The 19,556-nt window shown below is 53.6% G+C and carries 17 protein-coding genes; 6 read left to right on the top strand and 11 right to left on the bottom strand.

The genetic code is table 11. The annotated features are described in order from the left end of the window. The first annotated feature begins 69 nt into the window (after nt 1-69). Nucleotides 70-2,154: a dipeptide ABC transporter ATP-binding protein gene (locus ACRBCU_RS07210; protein WP_431364695.1), complete on the top strand. Its 2,085-nt coding sequence runs from the start codon at nt 70-72 to the stop codon at nt 2,152-2,154. A 68-nt stretch (nt 2,155-2,222) separates the two neighbouring features. Here ACRBCU_RS07210 and ACRBCU_RS07205 read toward each other — a convergent pair whose 3' ends face one another. After that, nucleotides 2,223-2,771, bottom strand: a complete 549-nt coding sequence (locus ACRBCU_RS07205) for a lytic transglycosylase domain-containing protein (protein ID WP_431364717.1) — start codon at nt 2,769-2,771, stop codon at nt 2,223-2,225. 235 nt (nt 2,772-3,006) lie between these two features. On the opposite strand from ACRBCU_RS07205, the gene ssb reads away from it, so the two are divergent. After that, complete coding sequence (gene ssb / locus ACRBCU_RS07200; protein ID WP_431364694.1) at nt 3,007-3,540, top strand: single-stranded DNA-binding protein; 534 nt, start codon at nt 3,007-3,009, stop codon at nt 3,538-3,540. Nucleotides 3,541-3,609: 69 nt separating this feature from the next. Here the strand turns inward: ssb and aroB are convergent, their stop codons facing one another. Together aroB and ACRBCU_RS07190 are read right to left on the bottom strand one after the other, a co-directional pair. Continuing rightward, nucleotides 3,610-4,722, bottom strand: coding sequence for a 3-dehydroquinate synthase (aroB, locus tag ACRBCU_RS07195; RefSeq protein ID WP_431364716.1), 1,113 nt, complete (start codon nt 4,720-4,722; stop codon nt 3,610-3,612). Further along, nucleotides 4,715-5,269 (bottom strand): shikimate kinase, encoded by a 555-nt coding sequence (locus tag ACRBCU_RS07190; protein ID WP_431364693.1) that lies wholly within the window; start codon nt 5,267-5,269, stop codon nt 4,715-4,717. The genes aroB and ACRBCU_RS07190 overlap by 8 nt, the downstream gene beginning before the upstream one ends. 134 nt (nt 5,270-5,403) lie before the next feature. Here ACRBCU_RS07190 and ACRBCU_RS07185 point away from each other — a divergent pair, with 134 nt between their 5' ends. The 3 genes from ACRBCU_RS07185 to ACRBCU_RS07175 are packed head-to-tail and all read left to right on the top strand — an operon-like array spanning nt 5,404 to nt 8,037. Beyond that, nucleotides 5,404-5,556 (top strand): hypothetical protein, encoded by a 153-nt coding sequence (locus ACRBCU_RS07185; protein ID WP_431364692.1) that lies wholly within the window; start codon nt 5,404-5,406, stop codon nt 5,554-5,556. After that, nucleotides 5,546-7,096 (top strand): hypothetical protein, encoded by a 1,551-nt coding sequence (locus tag ACRBCU_RS07180; protein WP_431364691.1) that lies wholly within the window; start codon nt 5,546-5,548, stop codon nt 7,094-7,096. The genes ACRBCU_RS07185 and ACRBCU_RS07180 overlap by 11 nt, the downstream gene beginning before the upstream one ends. Continuing rightward, nucleotides 7,093-8,037 carry a site-specific tyrosine recombinase XerD gene (locus ACRBCU_RS07175; RefSeq protein ID WP_431364690.1) on the top strand — a complete coding sequence of 315 codons (945 nt, stop codon included), beginning with the start codon at nt 7,093-7,095 and terminating at the stop codon, nt 8,035-8,037. The genes ACRBCU_RS07180 and ACRBCU_RS07175 overlap by 4 nt, the downstream gene beginning before the upstream one ends. Here ACRBCU_RS07175 and ACRBCU_RS07170 read toward each other — a convergent pair. After that, nucleotides 8,010-8,819 carry a metallophosphoesterase family protein gene (locus ACRBCU_RS07170; RefSeq protein ID WP_431364689.1) on the bottom strand — a complete coding sequence of 270 codons (810 nt, stop codon included), beginning with the start codon at nt 8,817-8,819 and terminating at the stop codon, nt 8,010-8,012. The genes ACRBCU_RS07175 and ACRBCU_RS07170 overlap by 28 nt on opposite strands. 68 nt (nt 8,820-8,887) lie before the next feature. Between ACRBCU_RS07170 and ACRBCU_RS07165 the strand changes: the two genes are divergently transcribed. Then, the gene (locus ACRBCU_RS07165) at nt 8,888-10,195 is read left to right on the top strand and encodes an HlyC/CorC family transporter (protein WP_431364688.1); all 1,308 of its coding nucleotides are present in this window, start codon (nt 8,888-8,890) and stop codon (nt 10,193-10,195) included. A 6-nt stretch (nt 10,196-10,201) separates the two neighbouring features. Here ACRBCU_RS07165 and uvrA read toward each other — a convergent pair whose 3' ends face one another. The 7 genes from uvrA to queA form a co-directional block, all read right to left on the bottom strand. Further along, the gene (gene uvrA, locus ACRBCU_RS07160) at nt 10,202-13,066 is read right to left on the bottom strand and encodes an excinuclease ABC subunit UvrA (protein ID WP_431364687.1); all 2,865 of its coding nucleotides are present in this window, start codon (nt 13,064-13,066) and stop codon (nt 10,202-10,204) included. 103 nt (nt 13,067-13,169) lie between these two features. Continuing rightward, nucleotides 13,170-14,381: an MFS transporter gene (locus ACRBCU_RS07155; protein WP_431364686.1), complete on the bottom strand. Its 1,212-nt coding sequence runs from the start codon at nt 14,379-14,381 to the stop codon at nt 13,170-13,172. After that, on the bottom strand, nt 14,382-14,942 hold the full coding sequence (locus tag ACRBCU_RS07150) for a methyltransferase domain-containing protein (protein ID WP_431364685.1): 561 nt from the start codon (nt 14,940-14,942) through the stop codon (nt 14,382-14,384). 11 nt (nt 14,943-14,953) lie between these two features. Continuing rightward, nucleotides 14,954-16,348, bottom strand: coding sequence for a dihydrolipoyl dehydrogenase (gene lpdA, locus ACRBCU_RS07145; RefSeq protein ID WP_431364684.1), 1,395 nt, complete (start codon nt 16,346-16,348; stop codon nt 14,954-14,956). 108 nt (nt 16,349-16,456) lie between these two features. Next, nucleotides 16,457-17,038 carry a DUF924 family protein gene (locus ACRBCU_RS07140; RefSeq protein ID WP_431364715.1) on the bottom strand — a complete coding sequence of 194 codons (582 nt, stop codon included), beginning with the start codon at nt 17,036-17,038 and terminating at the stop codon, nt 16,457-16,459. 97 nt (nt 17,039-17,135) lie between these two features. After that, a complete protein-coding gene (locus ACRBCU_RS07135) occupies nt 17,136-18,401 on the bottom strand; it encodes an MFS transporter (protein ID WP_431364683.1) in 1,266 nt (421 codons plus the stop codon). 99 nt (nt 18,402-18,500) lie between these two features. Then, entirely contained in the window at nt 18,501-19,556 is a 1,056-nt protein-coding gene (gene queA / locus ACRBCU_RS07130) for a tRNA preQ1(34) S-adenosylmethionine ribosyltransferase-isomerase QueA (RefSeq protein WP_431364682.1), read from the bottom strand.

The raw sequence follows: 19,556 nt of genomic DNA, 5'->3' as shown, positions 1-19,556 counted from the left end.
CCGACCCCCGGGATATTTTTAGAGAGAGGAAACCAAGGTTTTCTTTTTCTGCTCCAAAAGGAGAAAGACATGTCGAAGATAGAGTATGATGGGCCAATTCTAGAGATTGATAAGCTCTCGATTTCCTTCTTTACGCGCTTGCGCGAAATTCCGGCTGTGATGGATTTTTCGGTCACCGTGCGGCCCGGCGAAGCGGTTGGATTGGTTGGCGAATCTGGTTGCGGTAAATCCACTGTGGCGCTTGGCGTGATGCAGGATTTGGGCAAAAATGGCCGCATTGTCGGTGGCTCTATCAAGTTCAAAGGCCGCGATCTGGCCGAGATGAGCGATGAAGAGCTGCGCGATGTGCGCGGCAATGAAATCGCGATGATTTATCAAGAGCCGATGGCCTCGCTGAACCCCGCGATGAAGATCGGCAAGCAGTTGATGGAAGTGCCGATGATCCATGAAGGCATCGGCGAGAAAGAGGCCTATGATCGCGCCTTGCAGGTGGTGACGGATGTCAAACTGCCTGATCCTGCGCGTATTCTGGGCAGCTATCCGCATCAGCTTTCGGGTGGTCAGCAGCAGCGTATCGTGATCGCGATGGCGCTGATGTCCAAACCTGCCTTGCTTATTCTGGATGAGCCGACAACGGCGCTTGATGTGACGGTTGAAGCTGCGATTGTCGAGCTGGTGCGTGATCTGGGCAAGAAATACGGCACCTCGATGCTGTTCATCTCGCACAACCTTGGGCTTGTCTTGGAAACCTGTGACCGCATCTGCGTGATGTATTCCGGCGAAGCGGTTGAGCGTGGCTCGATCGAGGATGTGTTCGACGAAATGCAGCACCCCTATACGCAGGCGCTGTTCCGCTCGATCCCCCTGCCCGGCGCTGACAAAAACGCGCGCCCCTTGGTGGCGATTCCGGGCAATTTCCCCTTACCGCATGAGCGCCCGAATGGCTGTAATTTTGGCCCGCGCTGTGATTACTTCGAAGCAGGTCTATGTGATCAAGACTTTATCCCCATGTACCCTGCTGACGAAGAAGGTCGTCATGAAACGCGGTGTTTGAGGTTTAAGGAAATCGATTGGGACGCGCCTATCTCCGTTGGTGAACAGAAGGAAAAAGGCGAGATTGGCGATGTCGTTCTGAAAATGGACGATCTCAAGAAATATTACGAAGTTTCGGCCAATGCGCTTTTCGGGAGTGGCAGCAAGAAGGTTGTTAAGGCCAACGAAACCCTGAGCTTTGAGGCACGGGAAAGCGAAACCCTTGCAATCGTTGGCGAATCTGGCTGTGGCAAATCCACTTTTGCCAAGGTTTTGATGGGGCTGGAAACCGCCACGGACGGAGAAATCCTGCTCGACAATCAAAGTATCGGAAACACCCCAATTGAAGAACGCGACACCAAGACCGTCGCCGACGTTCAAATGGTATTCCAGAACCCTTTTGACACGCTCAACCCTTCAATGACCGTGGGTCGCCAGATCATCCGCGCGCTTGAGATTTTCAAGATCGGCAAGAATGAAGCCGAGCGGCGTGATCGCATGCTAGAGCTACTGGATCTTGTCAAACTGCCGCGCGCGTTTGCGGATCGCATGCCGCGTCAACTTTCGGGTGGTCAAAAGCAACGTGTGGGCATTGCGCGTGCCTTTTCTGGCGGCGCGCGCATTGTTGTTGCCGATGAACCTGTGTCTGCGCTTGATGTGTCGGTACAGGCCGCGGTGACCGATCTTTTGATGGAAATTCAGCGCAACGAGAAAACGACGCTTCTGTTCATCTCTCACGATCTGTCGATTGTGCGCTATCTTAGTGATCGCGTGATGGTGATGTATCTAGGCCATGTGGTAGAACTTGGCACAACCGATCAGGTCTTTTCGCCGCCTTATCACCCTTACACAGAAGCGCTGCTTTCTGCAGTTCCAATCGCCGATACGAGCATCGAGAAAAAGCACATTGTGCTAGACGGCGATATCCCTTCTGCGATGAATCCGCCGACGGGCTGTCCGTTCCAGACGCGGTGTCGCTGGAAGTCGGAAGTGCCGAACGGGCTTTGCGACAAGGAAGTTCCTCCCGTGCGTATTTTGCCTGGTGATCACCAGTTGAAATGTCACCTTAGCGATGAAATGCTGGCGAGAATGGAGCCCGTGATCAAAATCGCGGCGGAATAACCATTTGGAAATGAACGTTTTTCCTCGAGCAGACATCTTTTTCGGGGAAAACTAGAGGGCACCTTTGTTTAGCTGCCCCAAATCACCTTCACATAGTTGCGTGTCTCTTTGTAGGGAGGCACGCCGCCGTGTTTTTCGACTGCGCCGGGACCGGCGTTATAGGCCGCGAGCGCGAGGCGCCATGAGCCGAATTTTTTGTATTGCTCTTTGAGGTAACGTGCGCCGCCTTCTAGATTTTGCGCAGGCACGCTGGGATCAACGCCAAGATATTCGGCCGTGCCGGGCATCAGCTGGGCCAGCCCTTGAGCGCCGGCATGGGACACTGCGTTCGGGTTCCAGTTGCTTTCTTGCTGCACGAGACGCAAGAACAGATCTTCTGGAACGCCATGTTTGCGCGCAGCTTTGCGGGCCATGGTCGAATACTTGCCCTTGTAACGCCCCCGATATTTGGGGGATTTCTTTGTATCGCCCCATTTTGTCGGTGTGTTCACGGTAGGTGGTTGGAGACGAACCGAAGCTTTGTATTGCTCTGCGGCGCGATTGTCCAAAATCTTGGTTTGAGAGCTAAACAGTTTCGCACGTGATTTCGTCGACAGCCTGTCGGCCGCCGCTGGCATGGCCAGTGCGAAAATCAATCCTGCTGAAACGATTGCGACCTGTCGCCTTCTATGAGCGCGCATGCACATATGCCCCACTAATCCTGTATCACGCGCAATATAGCTAGATTTCGCCACTTCGCTACCCCTTGGGTCGTTATTCCGTTTTTAACCACGATCTGGTGGTGTAGGTTCGGCAAAACTTCGCTGACTGAGTCGGTGAAAGTGTAATTATAGTATACCTACAGGGGGCGATATGGCCGGTTCAGTAAACAAAGTTATCCTCATCGGCAATTTGGGCCGCGATCCCGAAGTGCGCACATTCCAGAATGGTGGCAAAGTCTGCAACTTGCGCATCGCCACGTCCGAGACGTGGAAAGACCGTAACACAGGCGAGCGACGCGAGCGCACGGAATGGCATTCTGTTGCTATCTTTTCAGAGCCTCTGGCACGTGTTGCAGAGCAATACCTGCGTAAAGGGTCCAAAGTGTATCTTGAGGGACAGTTAGAGACACGCAAATGGCAAGATCAGTCTGGCCAAGACAAATATAGCACTGAGGTCGTCCTGCGCCCTTATACGTCAACGCTGACAATGCTTGACGGACGCGGTGACAATCAGGGTGGCGGCGGTGGCGGCTACGGTGGTGGCAACCAAGGCGGTGGTTATGACGGCGGCGGTCAGGGCGGTGGCTATGATAGCGGTCAAGGTGGCGGCGGTTATGGTGGTGGCAGCCAAGGTGGCGGCGGTGGCGCACCTTCACGCGATCTGGATGACGAAATCCCGTTCTAAAGACTGGTATTTCGGGACTGGGGCGCTGCCCCAGACCCCGGGATATTTAGCGAGAGAGGAAGACAGGCTTTAGCGCGCAGCTAAAGCGTCTTTCAACAGCTTTAAAACAACATCTTTTGGCACATCGGACGTTACAAACGCATCGCCAATACCCCGCGCGAGGATAAATCTAAGCTGACCGTCGATGACCTTTTTGTCCTGCCCCATTAGATCAAGCAGCGCTTCGGCGCTCGGCAGGTCACCCTCGATATCGCTCAAATCAACCTTCATGCCCATTTCACGAAGATGCGCGCGCACGCGGCTGGGGTCTTCTTGGCTACACAGTCCAAGGCGGAACGAGAGTTCAAAGGCCAAAGCGCATCCAATGGCAACGCCTTCCCCATGCAAAAGACGATCCGAATATCCTGTCGCGGATTCAAGCGCGTGGCAGAAGGTGTGCCCAAGATTAAGCAGCGCACGATCGCCCTGTTCCGTTTCATCGCGAAGCACGATGTCGGCTTTCATTTGCACAGAGCGGCGCACGGCTTCGATCCGGGCCTCTTGATCGCCAGCCAATAGCTTTGGCCCCATGACCTCGAGCCACTCGAAGAAACCCGCATCACCGAGCATGCCGTATTTCGCAACTTCGCCGTAACCGGACAGGAAATCACGCGGTGTCAGCGTGTTCAAAACATCGGTATCGGCCAGCACCAAGGCGGGTTGATGGAATGCCCCAATCAGGTTTTTGCCCTGAGGTGCATTGATCCCCGTTTTGCCGCCAACCGAGCTATCCACTTGGGCCAGCAGGGAGGTCGGGACTTGTACAAAACGAATACCGCGGCGCAGAACAGCCGCAGCAAAGCCGACCAAATCGCCAATTACACCGCCACCAAGCGCGATCACGATATCGCGGCGCTCGATCTTTTGCTCGAGCAGCCACTCGACGCAGCGTGAGAACTCTGGCCAGGCTTTAGTGCTTTCACCGGGAGGCAATTCAAGCGAGACCATCTCGATCCCCTGCTCTGCCAAGCCTGCCTTCAAACGATCCAGATGCAATCTAGCAACGTGGCTTTCGGTGACCACTGCTACACGCGGGCGCACCAGAAGCGGCGCGATCTCGGCACCTGCGCGTTCGATCAGACCCGGGCCAATGCGCACATCATACGCGCGTCCTTCTAAAGGAACATGAACCACTTCAACCATTTTCATCGCTCTCCAGAACATCAGGGCGCGCACGCAAAGCATCGATGACTTGTGCGGCCATATCTTCAATTGAATAGGTATCGCGCGCCTGAACCGAGATATCGGCAAGCGCATAGGTCGCAGCGCGCGCTTGATAAAGCTCGGTCAAAGCGCCCAAAGGATCGGGTGTGCGTAGCAAGGGGCGCGTATCTTTATTGCGCACGCGCGACCACAGCAGCTCTAGCGAGGCTTGCAAACAAACAGAAACGCCGAGCTGCGAAATGAGCGTGCGGTTGCGCTCGGCCAAAAAGGCTCCGCCGCCCGTCGACAGAACACATGGCGCCCCATCCAGCAATCGCGCGATCACTTCGCTTTCCCGTGCGCGGAAAAAAGGCTCGCCGTCACGCTCAAAGATTTCGGCGATGCTCATGTTGGCCGCGCTCACAATTTCCGCATCCGAATCAAGGAACGGCACGCCCAGGTTGTTCGCCACCGCTTTGCCCACAGCGGTTTTTCCGGCCCCCATCATGCCGACCAGAACCACCGTTTTGTGCAATTTCCAGATCATTTGTCTCTTATTCCGAGTGAATGGGTAGGCCAATGACCGCCAAAATCCAATTAGTGGCCTTCAATGACGTGAACTTGCGCAAAAGGCCATATATAAACGTGACAAAAGACGACAGGCAGGCAAGGATAAAACATATGGGGCGCATACTGAAATGGCTGATCTACTTAGCGATCCTCGCGGGAATCGCTCTGATCGCTTACGCCTATCTCGGACCCTTTTTCGGTGCCGATTTTTCCGCCCCCTTGCGTGAAATCCGTGTGCCAGTGGATGTGAACGGTGGCAATTAACCCCCCTTTTGTGCTGGCCAGTATTTTTGCGATATCGTTATGCGCACCTGCCTTTGCTACGGACCCCTTGTCGGCCATCGAGTGGCTGGAAAAACGGCCCAAGCAAATTGTTGTGCCGCTTGAGCCTCCAAAAGATGACATCATAGATGAACCCGCTGTCGCGGGCTCGGTCGTAACGCCGGAAGTTACGGTTATGCCGCTCGGTGCGCCCAATCGCGCGTCCGCAGGGTTGCTGCCAAGTTCAGTCACCGGTTTGCCGCGATCGCTTTGGCAGGAAAGTGACACAGATACGCTTGTGAGCCAGATCAGGGCGCTTGATGTTGAAAAACTCCCGGCCCTTCAATCGCTTCTCTATACGCTTCTGCTTGCCGAAGCAGATGCGCCAAGCCGCGTTCATGGTGCCGATTTCTTGCGCGCGCGGGTCAACAAACTTTTGTTCCTCGGAGCTGTCGATCCCGCATCTGCCCTTTTAGCGCGCGCTGATCCGGCCCACAAAGACCTGTTTGATCTATATTTTGATGTTGCGCTTCTTGGCGGAGACAGCCAGGCCCCCTGCGATGCCTTGAGCCGTGACCCCGCCCTCAGCCCTGATCTGGCGCGGCGTATTTATTGCGATGCCCAAGCGCAAAACTGGGACAATGCGGCGCTCACCTTGTCCACGGCGGATGCCATTGGCGCGCTTGAACCCATTGACGTCGCGCTTTTAGAGCGTTTCTTGGACCCTGACCTGTTCGAAGGAACCCGCATTCCTGCGCCTTCCTCGCGTCCGAGCGTATTGCAGTTCCGTCTTTTCGAAGCCATTGGCGAAGCGCTGCCCACATCGTCACTACCGCGCGCGTTCTCGGCCATTGATCTTAGCGGCGATGCGGGATGGAAAGCGCAAATTGATGCCGCTGAGCGCCTTTTGCGATCGGGCGCGATTTCGGAAAACCGACTGCTTGGCATCTACACGGATCGCATTCCTTCTGCCTCTGGCGGAGTTTGGGATCGTTTGGAGGCCGTGCAACGTTTGGAGACCGCGATATCATCTGGCGATCCTGCAAGTATCTTCAAGCAACTTGCGCGCGCTTGGTCAAAGATGAAAGAAGCTGAATTGGAAGTGCCCTTCGCGACCTTGTTCAGCGAAGAATTGCTCCGCCTGCCGAGCAAAGGCGCTGACGCCGACCTGATCACACGTATCGCGCTTCTCTCGCCCTTCTACGAGCAAGCGGTGACCCGGGAAACCAACGATCCGCTACTAAAAACTGCACAATCCGTCGCTCTTGGTGAGCCAAACCAGCGCAGCGCAAATGAACTCTCCATCGCAATCAAAAGCGCCTTTTCTGGTCAAGGCACGCCACAGTTTCTAACCGATATGGTGTCTCAAGGACGTCTGGGCGAAGCGATTTTGCGCGCAATGGCGTTAACCATCTCGGGAGCAAACGGTGATACAGGAGCGATCCAAAGCGGCCTCGCTTTCCTGCGCAGCGTTGGCTTGGAAGACACGGCCCGCCGCACCGCATTGCAGTTGATGTTGCTAGATGGGGTATTTCAAGGATGAGCGCGAGCGCAGACCATCTGAGATGGATTTCCACATTTTTGGACGCGCAGTCTGCTGAACTCGGAGCCGCCACAAATACCCAATTGGCCTATGCGCGCGATCTAAAAGACTTTGCCGAGTGGCTCTCGCGCAAAAACTGCGCCTTCGACGATGCCTCGCGTGATGACGTGGAAGCCTATTTGATTTACTGCGACGCTCAAGGTTTGGCCAAATCCACGCGCGCGCGCCGCTTGTCTGCGATCAAACAGCTTTACCGCTTTGGCTTTGAAGAAGGCTGGCGCAGCGACAATCCTGCCATTCAAATTGCTGGGCCGGGACGTGACAAACGCCTGCCGAAAACACTTAGCCTATCCGAAGTGGACAGGCTTCTCGCTGCTGCGCGCGTCGTGGGACGCGGGCCTGCCGATCGACTACGCAACACCTGTTTGATGGAACTGCTCTACGCGACAGGTATGCGGGTGAGCGAATTGGTCTCGCTTCCTGTCGCTGCCGCGCGAGGCAATCCGCGTATGCTTTTGATCCGCGGAAAAGGCGACAAAGAACGCATGGTTCCGCTCTCACCACCTGCACGCAGCGCTTTGAACGATTGGCTCGCTGCGTGGGAGGCGCAATCAGAGGAAGCGCTGAAAAAGGGCAAACCGGCATCGCGATTTCTTTTCCCGTCGCGCGGTAAAGAAGGGCATCTTACGCGCCATCGGTTTTACATACTGATCAAAGAACTTGCGGTAAACGCTGGCGTCATGCCCTCGAAAGTAACGCCGCACACGCTGCGGCATGCCTTTGCGACGCATTTGCTAGAGAACGGCGCCGATCTTCGCTCGATTCAAACCCTTTTGGGCCACGCGGACGTCGCGACCACCGAGATTTACACCCATGTCCTTGAAGCACGTTTGCAAGAGTTGGTGCTGACCCATCACCCCTTAGCAAAGGACGAAGAATAACGACGCAGCGCCTCTGGCAAAACATCCTCTGAAGGCCAAATCCCTGTTTGCAGCGCTTTATGATACCCTTGCCGCAGCCCCGCTTGCTCCATATCCGACACGGCCCCGCTGACATCATAGCTCAGGTTTTCGAAGCTGGCTTTACCTTGCTCAGAAATACGCAAAAACTCGGTGCTTTGTTGGCCATTATGGGGCGGCATACCTATCACCCCCGCGTTGATCCAAGACACACCTGCGACCTGCCGCTCAAATGCGATCCCGCTATGCCCCGCTAAAACAACATCAACATCGCCGCAAAGCATATTCAAAGCGTCTAGCTCTTCATGAAAAACCGCATCCTCGGAAACGCTCCAGATAAACCGCGCAATATCTGTGAGGCCGCCATGTAACACCGCATAGCGTCGCCCTTTGTGAGTGAAGACGATCACATCGGGCAAATCACCCATCCAACTGCGCGCAGCTTGGGATACGTTTTCGTTAGCAAACCCGTACCACGCGGCTGAAAGAACATCGCATGTGGTGCCATCTTCAAATCCACAACCACAATCCAGAGCATTGGCTGCGAGTTGCTTTTCACAGTTGCCTGCAATCACATGCACCCTATTGCGCTGCATCATTTCGATCACCGTGCGCGGCGCGCCGCAATAGGCAACCATGTCGCCGGTGCAAATCAACGTGCCACGCGCAGTTTCGAGCAAGGCCTCCAACGCCTGTCTGTTGGAATATGGCCCCCCAAACACGGTAATTTCGCCGCTGAGTTCGCCCAAATCTGATACGCGCATAACCCGCTCCCTTGAAGTGCTGACCGCCCGCCCCCATAAGACAAAGAGCAAAATGAAAGACAAGCCCGATGGATGCGATCACACCAGTTCTTGATAATGCCTTTTGGATCACAGCAGGTTCGATCCTGTTGTTGCTCGTGCTCTCCGGGTTTTTCTCTGGCTCTGAAACAGCCCTGACCGCGGCATCTCGAGGAAAGCTGCGCGCACAGGCAGACAAAGGATCACGCGGCGCGCAACGTGCTTTGGACATCACCGAAGACAATGAGCGGCTGATCGGCTCGGTCCTGCTCGGCAACAACTTGGTTAATATTCTAGCGACCTCTTTGGCGACGGCCTTGTTTACGCGCGTTTTCGGAGAAAGCGGGGTCGCTCTTGCGACCTTGGTCATGACGTTGTTGGTCCTGATTTTTGCGGAGGTTTTGCCGAAAACATACGCGATAACCAATGCAGAACGCGCGGCCGCTCTGGTGTCCCCCATCATCCAATTGGTGATCACGGTCTTTTCCCCCATCGTTAACGCCGTGCGTCTTTTGGTGCGCGGTGTCCTTCGTGTGTTTGGCGTGAGAACCGATCCGGACAGCCATATCCTTGCGGTAAAGGAAGAAATCGAAGGCGCGTTAAATCTTGGCCACTCCGAAGGCGTTGTCGAAAAAGAAGATCGCGATCGCATTCTTGGCGCACTTGATCTGAGCGAGCGCGCCGTCGAAGAAATTATGTTGCATCGCTCTGGCATTGAAATGATTGATGCCGCCTCTGACCCTGCAGATATTCTGCGCCAGTGTTTGGAAAGCCGTTACACCCGCTTGCCCGTCTTTGACGGCGAGCCGGAAAATATCATCGGCATGGTTCACGCCAAAGACTTGTTGCGCGCCATGCATCGTTTGATTGACCCGGAATCAGGATCTGTTTCAGGTTTGACAAAATTTGACATTCGCGAAGTCGCTAATCCCCCTTACTTTGTGCCCGAGACCACCACGCTCGACGATCAAATGCGCAACTTCCTGCGTCGACGCACGCATTTTGCCTTGGTTGTGGATGAATATGGAACCTTGCAGGGTTTGATCACCCTGGAAGACATTCTGGAAGAAATCGTTGGTGAAATCACCGATGAGTTCGATCTCGAAGAAGACGCAGCTTTGGTGCCCGACGAAGACGGTCATTTCTGCATCGACGGCGCTATGACCATCCGCGATCTAAATCGCGCGGTTGATTGGTCGCTGCCTGATGATGAAGCGAATACCGTTGCGGGACTGGTCATTCACGAAGCCCAAATGATCCCGACAGCAGGACAGGTGTTTAGTTTTCACGGGTTTCGATTTGAAGTCGCAAGTCGCGAAGGTAACCGGATCACTGAATTGAAGATCCGGCCACTCTAAGCAAGCTCACTCTGCGGCGACGTGTTTGGCTTCGGGATTCAGCATCGATTTTAGATAGTGCCCCGTATAGCTGCGCGGCTCTTCGGCGATCTTTTCCGGCGTTCCCGTCGCGACAACTTCGCCGCCGCCATCGCCCCCTTCCGGCCCGATATCAATCACCCAATCCGCAGTTTTGACGACATCCAAATTATGCTCGATCACGATCACTGTATTGCCCTGATCGACCAATTCATGCAGCACTTCCAACAGCTTGCGCACATCTTCGAAATGCAATCCAGTCGTAGGTTCATCTAAGATATAAAGCGTGCGCCCAGTTGAACGTTTGCTCAGTTCTTTCGACAGTTTTACCCTTTGCGCCTCGCCGCCTGACAGGGTCGTTGCCTGTTGACCGACCTTGATATAGCCCAGACCGACCCGCATGAGCGCATCCATTTTCTCGCGGATGCTTGGCACCGCTTTGAAAAATTCCTGCGCATCTTCCACGGTCATGCTGAGAACGTCTGCGATGCTCTTGCCCTTAAAGCGGACTTCAAGTGTTTCGCGGTTATACCGCGCACCTTTGCAGGTTTCGCACTCCACATAGACATCGGGCAAAAAGTGCATCTCGATCTTGATAACACCATCGCCCTGGCACGCCTCACAGCGACCGCCTTTGACGTTGAAACTAAAGCGTCCAGGTTTGTATCCGCGCGCTTTAGCCTCTGGCAGCCCGGCAAACCATTCGCGGATCGGCGTAAATGCACCTGTATATGTGGCAGGGTTCGAGCGCGGCGTTCTACCAATGGCTCGCTGATCAATGTCGATAACTTTATCAAGGTGTTCCAACCCCTTGATTGTCTCGCAGGGCGCTGGTGTTTGACGCGCCCCGTTCAAACGCATCGACGCTGTCTTGAACAGGGTTTCGATGGTTAACGTCGATTTACCGCCGCCCGATACACCCGTCACACACACGAATTTGCCAAGAGGGAAATCGACACTTACGTTCTGCAAGTTGTTCCCCGACGCCTTCACCACTTTGATCTTTTTCTTGTTCCCTTTGCGCCGTTTCGCGGGAATTTCAATTTCTCGTTTTCCGCTTAGATATTGACCTGTGATAGAGCCAGCATCAGCTATGATCTCAGCAGGCGAGCCTTTTGACACAACCTGTCCGCCGTGAACCCCGGCCCCGGGGCCAATATCAAAGACATAATCCGCTTCGCGAATAGCCTCTTCATCATGCTCGACAACAATCACTGTATTCCCCTGATCCCGCAGGTTTTTCAGCGTACCAAGCAAACGGTCGTTGTCGCGTTGGTGCAAACCGATCGAAGGTTCATCCAACACATACAAAACACCTTGCAAGCCAGAACCAATCTGACTGGCCAATCTGATCCTTTGACTTTCTCCTCCGCTAAGAGTTCCACTAGAGCGCGACAATGTGAGGTACTCTAGGCCGACATTGTTAAGAAAGCCCAAACGCTCACGGATTTCTTTCAGGATCGCCGTCGCAATCTCATTCTTTTGAACACTCAAGCTTTCCGGCACCAGAGCGCACCAATCAAAGGCCTCTTTGATCGACATCTGCACCACATGCCCCACATGAAGGTCCGCAATTTTCACTGCCAACGCTTCCTCCCTCAAACGGAAACCGTTACATGAACCACAGGGTCTATTATTTTGATAACGTTCAAATTCTTCGCGAATCCAATTGCTATCCGTCTCGCGATATCGGCGCTCCATATTTGGAATAACGCCCTCGAAAACACGCGTTACTTCATAGACGCGGCCGCCTTCGTCATAACGAAATGGAATTTCTTCATCGCCAGAGCCGCGCAAGAAAACTTGCTGCACATTTGACGGTAAATCTTTCCATTTGGTGCTTGGATTAAACTTGTAGTGCTTTGCGATGGCCTCAATTGTCTGCAAAAAGTAGGGAGATTTGCCTTTGCGCCATGGTGCCAATGCGCCGTCAGAGATCTTTAGATCTGCGTCAGGAACCACGAGACGTTCATCGAAAAACAGCTCTTTTCCAAGTCCGTCACAATTTGGGCACGCCCCAAACGGCGCGTTGAACGAGAATAGCCGCGGTTCAATCTCTGGGATCGTGAAGCCACTGACAGGGCAGGCAAATTTCTCGGAAAAGGTAAAGCGATCTGGCTCCCCTTCGCTAGGTGCGGTTTCGAGAATTGCGATACCATCAGCTAAATCAAGCGAGGTTCGAAGACTATCTGCGAGGCGCGTTTCCAACCCCTCACGAACAACAATTCGATCCACAACCACATCAATATCGTGGCGATATTTCTTATCGAGCGTAGGCGGTTCATCCAGCTCATAAAACGTGCCATCGACCTTAACACGTTGGAAACCTTGCTTACGCAATTCCATAAATTCTTTACGATATTCGCCTTTGCGATCCCGAATAATCGGCGCAAGAAGATAGGCGCGCGTGCCCTCTTGCATCGCCATAATGCGATCAACCATATCCTGAACTTGTTGCGCCTCGATGGGCTTTCCGGTCGTGGGAGAATAAGGCGTGCCGACGCGCGCAAACAAAAGACGCATATAGTCGTAAATTTCAGTTACAGTGCCAACTGTTGAGCGCGGGTTTTTCGACGTGGTTTTCTGCTCGATCGAAATCGCTGGAGACAGGCCGCTGATGTGATCCACATCAGGTTTCTGCATCATATCAAGGAATTGGCGAGCATAAGCGCTCAGGCTTTCGACATAGCGGCGCTGCCCTTCGGCATAGATCGTATCAAAGGCCAATGACGACTTTCCAGAACCGGAAAGACCCGTGATAACAACCAGCTGGTCACGTGGAATATCCACATCAATGGACTTTAGATTATGCTCGCGCGCTCCGCGGACTTCGATGTTTTTCAGCTCGGCCATTTTGCCCCCTACAGCAGTCACAGCAACACACATAGGTGACTTGCCGGATTCGACCAGACACCACCTGCCCCCTCAATAGAACAAATGGGGAATATACGAAAGATTAATCTATCCGTGCGAAAGATGCATTACGGCGACGCGACAACACCATATGCACAAGGATACCGAAGAACGAGAGCAGGACAACAAATACGAACAGCCCGAGCAGATCAAAACCACTGACAATTGCGGCCAACACTGGCGGTCCGCAGGTTGTGCCCACATTTCCCATTTGAGCAAGTGCACCTGTCGCATAAGCGCGGGAGGTATCGGTGGTATTTAGGGACGCAAGCGCCGCAAAACTCGCGCCTGGGACAAATCCCGTTGCGCCTAACAACAACAGGCATGCAAGAACGAATGCCGCGTCACGGCCAAAGGTCCAAAGCAGCGGAAAAGCCGCCAAAATGACAAAGCCATACCCGATCTGCACCGCGCGCACAGGCTCAACCAAACGCAAAAGGAAAATACCTAAAGTCAAAGATGTCAGGATCGAAGCAAGCGGAAGGCTGGCAGACAAGCCTGTTCTATAAGAGTCATCAACAAAACCCGGCAAATAGGTTAGCACAGAAATATAGGTTGCGGTGTACCAAACAAACCCAAGTGCCGCTGCGCTCGTGATAGGAGAGCGGTAAATTTCGATGTGAATTCTAATGACGTTGAGAAACGTCAATGGAACATCTTTCAACATGCCCCTTTGCGGCGTGGCCGGAGCAGGCAAAACACACCATAACAGGACTGCAAGAACACTCATATAAAGGGCGTGTGCAAGCAAAAGGGCTGACAGCCCACCAGCGCTTAGAATTGGTGGCGCAAGAAGTGCAATGAACATAAAGGATAAACCAAAAAAGCTACTCCAAAGCGTCATCACAGCGCCACGAGCCTGATCAGAACTATGCCGCGCCATTAAGATTGGTCCCGCGATAACGATAGCGAGATGCGTTGCCCCCTCCAGAACACGCAACGCGATCATGAGGGGATAGGCTGGCAAGACCGCTTGTAGCATTGAAAGAAGGCCAGCCATAAGCAGACCCAGCACAAATGCACGGCGAATACCGACCCGCGTGATCAGGATTCCACCCAACACACCCAGCGTCAAACCGACGGCGCCGACGCAGGAAATCAAAAAACCAAGAGCAACTTCACCGACATCATAGATCGCACGAAAGCTATCTAGTGAGATAGCGATCTTGCCGAATTGAACAGCAGCGCCAAGTCCGGCCATCCAGACAAGAAGAACAATGCGCCATTCTGTTCGCTGTGCGCGATGCTCCATCATTTAGATTTTTTGCGCCAATGCCCAAGCGGTAATCGGAAACTCGGGGTCATTGGTTAAGTCATCGGAGTCTGGGTCATGTTCCGGCGGCCATTCCATTTCCAGATTTCTCTGAGCGGCAGCGCGATTGCCCCATTGGCCAACGCGAATAGCGCTTTCGTCAAAGCCCGTTTCAATCAGAAGGTTCTTTAGACCGCGCGCAGACCAACGCGAATTGTCTTGAGGGGCGGCATGAAACGGGATGAAAAAGGGCGTCGCAATATAAAAATATGACCCCCGTTTTAGCATTTTTCGCACATTTTTCGTTGCGGCATAAGGCCGATCCAGATGCTCCCATACCTGATCCGCGATGATGAGATCGAACTTGCGAGGGCGTTCATCATCCCCCAAAAACGGCCCCTTACAGATATCATACTTGGGATACCTGAACTGTTCATACGAGCCGAAATTGAAATACTTGCCCCATTGCCCCGAAATTTCGGCAACGGACATTCCTTTCAGCGGAAGCTCTTTCAGCCAGCTACGCGAAATACGGCGCAGCTCAATTCGATTGAGTGAGGGCATTGTATTTGATCCTAAAAATGTAGCGCGCGGCCGTAAGCATCCAGCACGCTTTCGTGCATCATTTCAGACAAAGTCGGATGGGGGAAAACGGTGTGCATCAGATCTTCTTCTGTCGTTTCCAACTGGCGTCCAACGACATAGCCTTGGATCAACTCCGTCACCTCAGCACCGATCATATGTGCGCCAAGAAGTTCGCCCGTTTTTGCATCGAAAATGGTTTTCACCAACCCTTCGGCTTCACCTAAAGCGATTGCCTTGCCATTTCCCATGAAGGGAAATCGCCCGACGTTGATATCATATCCTGCATCCTTTGCCTGCGCTTCGCTCATGCCCACGCTGGCGATTTGCGGATGGCAGTAGGTACATCCCGCGATAGAACCCTCTTTTATCGGATGCACGGACTTGCCGGCGATCAACTCTGCGACCATCACGCCTTCATGGCTGGCTTTATGAGCAAGCCATGGCGCGCCTGCGAGGTCACCGATCGCGTAAAGGCCCTCAACGCCAGTTCGGCAATACGCATCCGTTACAACATGCGTGCGATCCACCTGCGCGCCTGCCTCTTCCAAGCCAAGCCCTTCGGTATTGCCCACAATCCCCACTGCGGAAATGACTGCATCGAATGTTTCTTTGACGACCTCTCCACCGACTTCGATATGGGCTGTTACCGACGTCTTTTTGCGATCAAGCTGTTTTACGGTCGCTTTTTCGAGGATGTTCATCCCCTGCTTAACAAAACTCGTTTTGGCAAAGGCGCTGATTTCTGCATCTTCCACCGGCAAGATGCGGTCCATAACTTCGACAACCGTCGTTTCGGCGCCAAGCGTGTTGTAAAAACTCGCGAATTCTATTCCGATAGCGCCAGAGCCAATAACAAGTAGCTTTTTGGGCATTCTTGGGGGTTGAAGCGCTGTTTTATAGGTCCAAACCAGATCGCCGTCACCTTCCAGGCCTGGCAATTCACGCGCGCGCGCGCCTGTTGCAAGAACAATGTGCTTGGCCTTTAGCTCTTGTTCGCCATCCTCGCTCGTGACCAGAACAGAACCTGGCGTGTTTAACCGCGCATGCCCCATGATCACGTGAATTTTGTTCTTTTTCATCAAATGACCGATGCCACCTGAGAGCTGCGCCGCGACTTTGCGCGAGCGCGCGACAATTGCGTCTAGATCACTGGAAATGCCGCTGGCAGAAAGGCCAAATTCATTCGCGCGCTGCATCAAATGAAACACCTCGGCAGAGCGCAGCATGGCCTTGGTTGGAATACAACCCCAGTTCAGGCAAATCCCGCCCAAGTGTTCACGTTCGACAATTGCAACCTTCAAGCCCAGTTGCGCACCTCGGATTGCCGCAACATATCCGCCAGGACCTGCACCGATGACGATCATATCGAACTCAAGTTGGCTCATCTGGTGTTCCCTTCATGGATGCTCAATTCAGGCTAACCAGAGGCGCGACAAATGAAAAGGGCCGCCCAATTGGACAGCCCGTTTCGAATGAACGTTATGAAACGTTTATCAGGCGCTCACGCTTTGCAGATCACGCACAGTGCTGCCGTATCCGCCCGCTTGAACATAGTCCTGTTCCGTTTTGGTAAACCGACGCTCCAGCGCCTCGTTGCGATAAGGGAAGCGGCCAAATTTGCGGATCACTTCGCGGTGCGCTTTGGCATGCAGCAAATGACTATCGCCCGATTCAGGCATACGTTCTTTCATCAAACGAATGCAGCGTTCCTGATCACATAGGCTTTCGGAATGCATCAAGGGCATGTAAAAAAACTGGCGCGCAGGCTCGTCGATGCGCATATCCCAATTGCGATCAATCGCGACTTTTGCGGCGGCAAGCGCAGCTTTGTCAGAGGCGAAGGCTTTGCCGGTGTCGCGAAACATATTGCGCGGAAATTGGTCCATGAGAATGATGTAGGCCAAAGCACCGCTGGGATAGGTCAACCACAGTCCGAACTTGCCCTCCATCGCCTCTTGCCATGTTGCACCAAAGCGATCACGAATTTCTTGATCAAGGCTTTCGTCAGCCTTGTACCAATCGGACGGCTGTTTCTCATCGAGCCAAAAGCTCAGAACGTCATCAGGTGCAGCAATCATACAAATTCTCCCAATTGCGCGGGTATTGACACCACTTTGTTACAATCAGCTTAGCGCCGTCTCCAAGTAACAAAATGCGTCAAATGCGACATCATTAGGGGGAATTTTCGTCAAGCTGCTCTTCAATTGCGTTTTCAATCGCGATTTCTTGCGCAACTTCAACAAAAACTGGCGAGACCGAGGGCATAACAGCTTGGAAGCCAGCCGTCTCATCCGCTGAAGGCGCAGAACGCTGGGTCATCCGGAAGGTCGCATACCCGCCAATCGCAAGCATCAACGCCGAGATCACTCCGAAAAACGCCCAAGGCCCGAAGGTTGTCATCAACCAACCCGTTATGATCGGTCCGGAAATTGCCCCGAGCCCGTTAATAAAAACCATACCCCCAGAGGCCGCAGCCATATCTTCGTACTCCAGAAAGTCATTCGTATACGCGAGAAATAGGGAATACAGCGGGTTGGAAGTTCCCCCCACGAAGAACGCGGTTGCAAGAAGCAAGACATAATTGTCCTCCCACAAAATGGCCGCGCAGGCCGATATGCCGCCCAAACCCGCAGATACCAAGATCAAGAGCCGTCGATCCATCCTGTCAGATGCGAGGCCAAGCGGGTATTGCATGAGCATAGCGCCAACATAGAACGCAGACACGAAGAGCGAGATTTGCCCAACCGACAAGCCGATTTTGCCTCCATAGACCGCTGCCATACCAAACTGCGCAGAGAAAACGCCGCCGAGCAAAAACATTCCGACAACGCCCAAGGGCGAAGCATCATAGAGCTGTCGCAGCGTCATCGGCTGGGTTGTCTCAAATGCGGGCGTTGGACTAACGGACAAAAGGATTGGCGCGAAGGCCACGGAAACCAAAACCGAAGGCACGATGAACAGGATAAAGCCCGAAGGATCGCCCAAGACCAGAACACCCTGCGCCGCAACGATACCGATCATCTGAACAATCATATACAGCGAGAGCGTCTGCCCCCGCGTTTCATTCGTTACCGAATTGTTAAGCCAGCTTTCAGCTGTCACATAAACGCCAGAAAAGCAAAACCCGATGATAATGCGCCCGACAATCCACGCTTCGGCGTTCAGTAGCGTCGGATAGAGGATCAAAACCGCGGAAATAAGCGATCCAAGCGCAGCAAAGACCCGTACATGCCCTACACGGCGGATCATCTCGGGCGCCATACGCGAACCGCCCAAAAAGCCGATGAAATACGCCGACATTACCAAGGACATTTGGAAGGTCGAAAATCCTTCGATCTCGCCTCGGATACCAAGCAAAGTGCCTTGCAGGCCGTTGCCAAGCATTAGCAACATCATTCCGAGCAAGAGTGCCCAAGAGTTTGACAGAACGGAAATCATCGGCGGGCCTCGTTTGGGCAAATATCAATGAATCAGCATCTAGGCTTCGCAACGTTGGCGGTCTGATACAGGCGCGACATTTCGAATGTCGCGCACGGCCTAGTCAGGAATAAGCAACGAGCTGTCACCATAAGAAAAGAAACGGTATCCGTTCTCAATCGCATGTTCATAAATGTGATCGACACGTTGTTTTCCGATCAAAGCAGACACCAGCATCATCAAGGTACTTTTAGGCAAGTGAAAGTTGGTCATTAACGCATCCGCCACATGAAATGTGAACCCCGGATAGATGAAGATATCTGTTTCCCCCTGCCAAGGCGTGATTGCCCCCGTTTGCACCGCTGCGCTTTCGATCAATCGCAGCGCCGTGGTTCCGACAGGAATAACGCGCCGCCCCTCTGATTTGGCCTTGGCAATCTGGGCTGCCGCTTTTTCGCTAACCTGCCCCCATTCGGCATGCATTTTGTGGCTCGTTACATCTTCCACCTTTACAGGCAGAAAGGTTCCGGCCCCCACATGAAGGGTGACATGGGCAAACTCCACACCGCGCTTGGCGAGTTCAGCAAGCAAAGCATCATCAAAATGAAGCGATGCCGTGGGCGCTGCAACTGCGCCGGTATGGGCTGCAAAAACAGTCTGATAGTCTTCCTTATCTTGCGCATCCGCCGCGCGGCGCGCCGCAATATAGGGCGGCAAGGGCATCGCACCCGCATCCGCCAGCGCGGCATCAAAAGCATCTCCCTGAACGTTAAATTCAAGCGTGCCCTGCCCGTCTTCTTTAGCGATAAGCGTCGCACTTAGCGCGTCGGAAAAGAGGATGCTTTCCCCCTCTTTCACTTTGCGCAACGGCTTGATCAACGCGCGCCAAGCGCCTTGCTTGGCGCTTGGATCCAGCAAAGTCACCTCTATCTTTGCTTCGCCAGAGCCATGTTCGCTTTGACGTTTGCGCACACCAAACAAACGCGCTGGAATGACCTTGGTGTCATTCAAAACCAGCACATCACCCGCTTGAAGAATATCGGGTAAATCATACACGTGTTTGTCCGAGATCACCCCACCTTGCGCCAGCAACAAACGCGATGCGCTGCGCGGCTTTACAGGGCGTGTCGCGATCAACTCTTCCGGGAGATCGAAATCAAAATCACTCAGTTTCAT

It is taken from the genome of Planktotalea sp. (assembly GCF_050633725.1).
In the GTDB taxonomy this organism is placed as follows: Bacteria; Pseudomonadota; Alphaproteobacteria; order Rhodobacterales; family Rhodobacteraceae; genus Planktotalea.
Note: the sequence above shows the minus strand (reverse complement) of the source record. Positions and strands in the feature narration are given on the sequence as shown.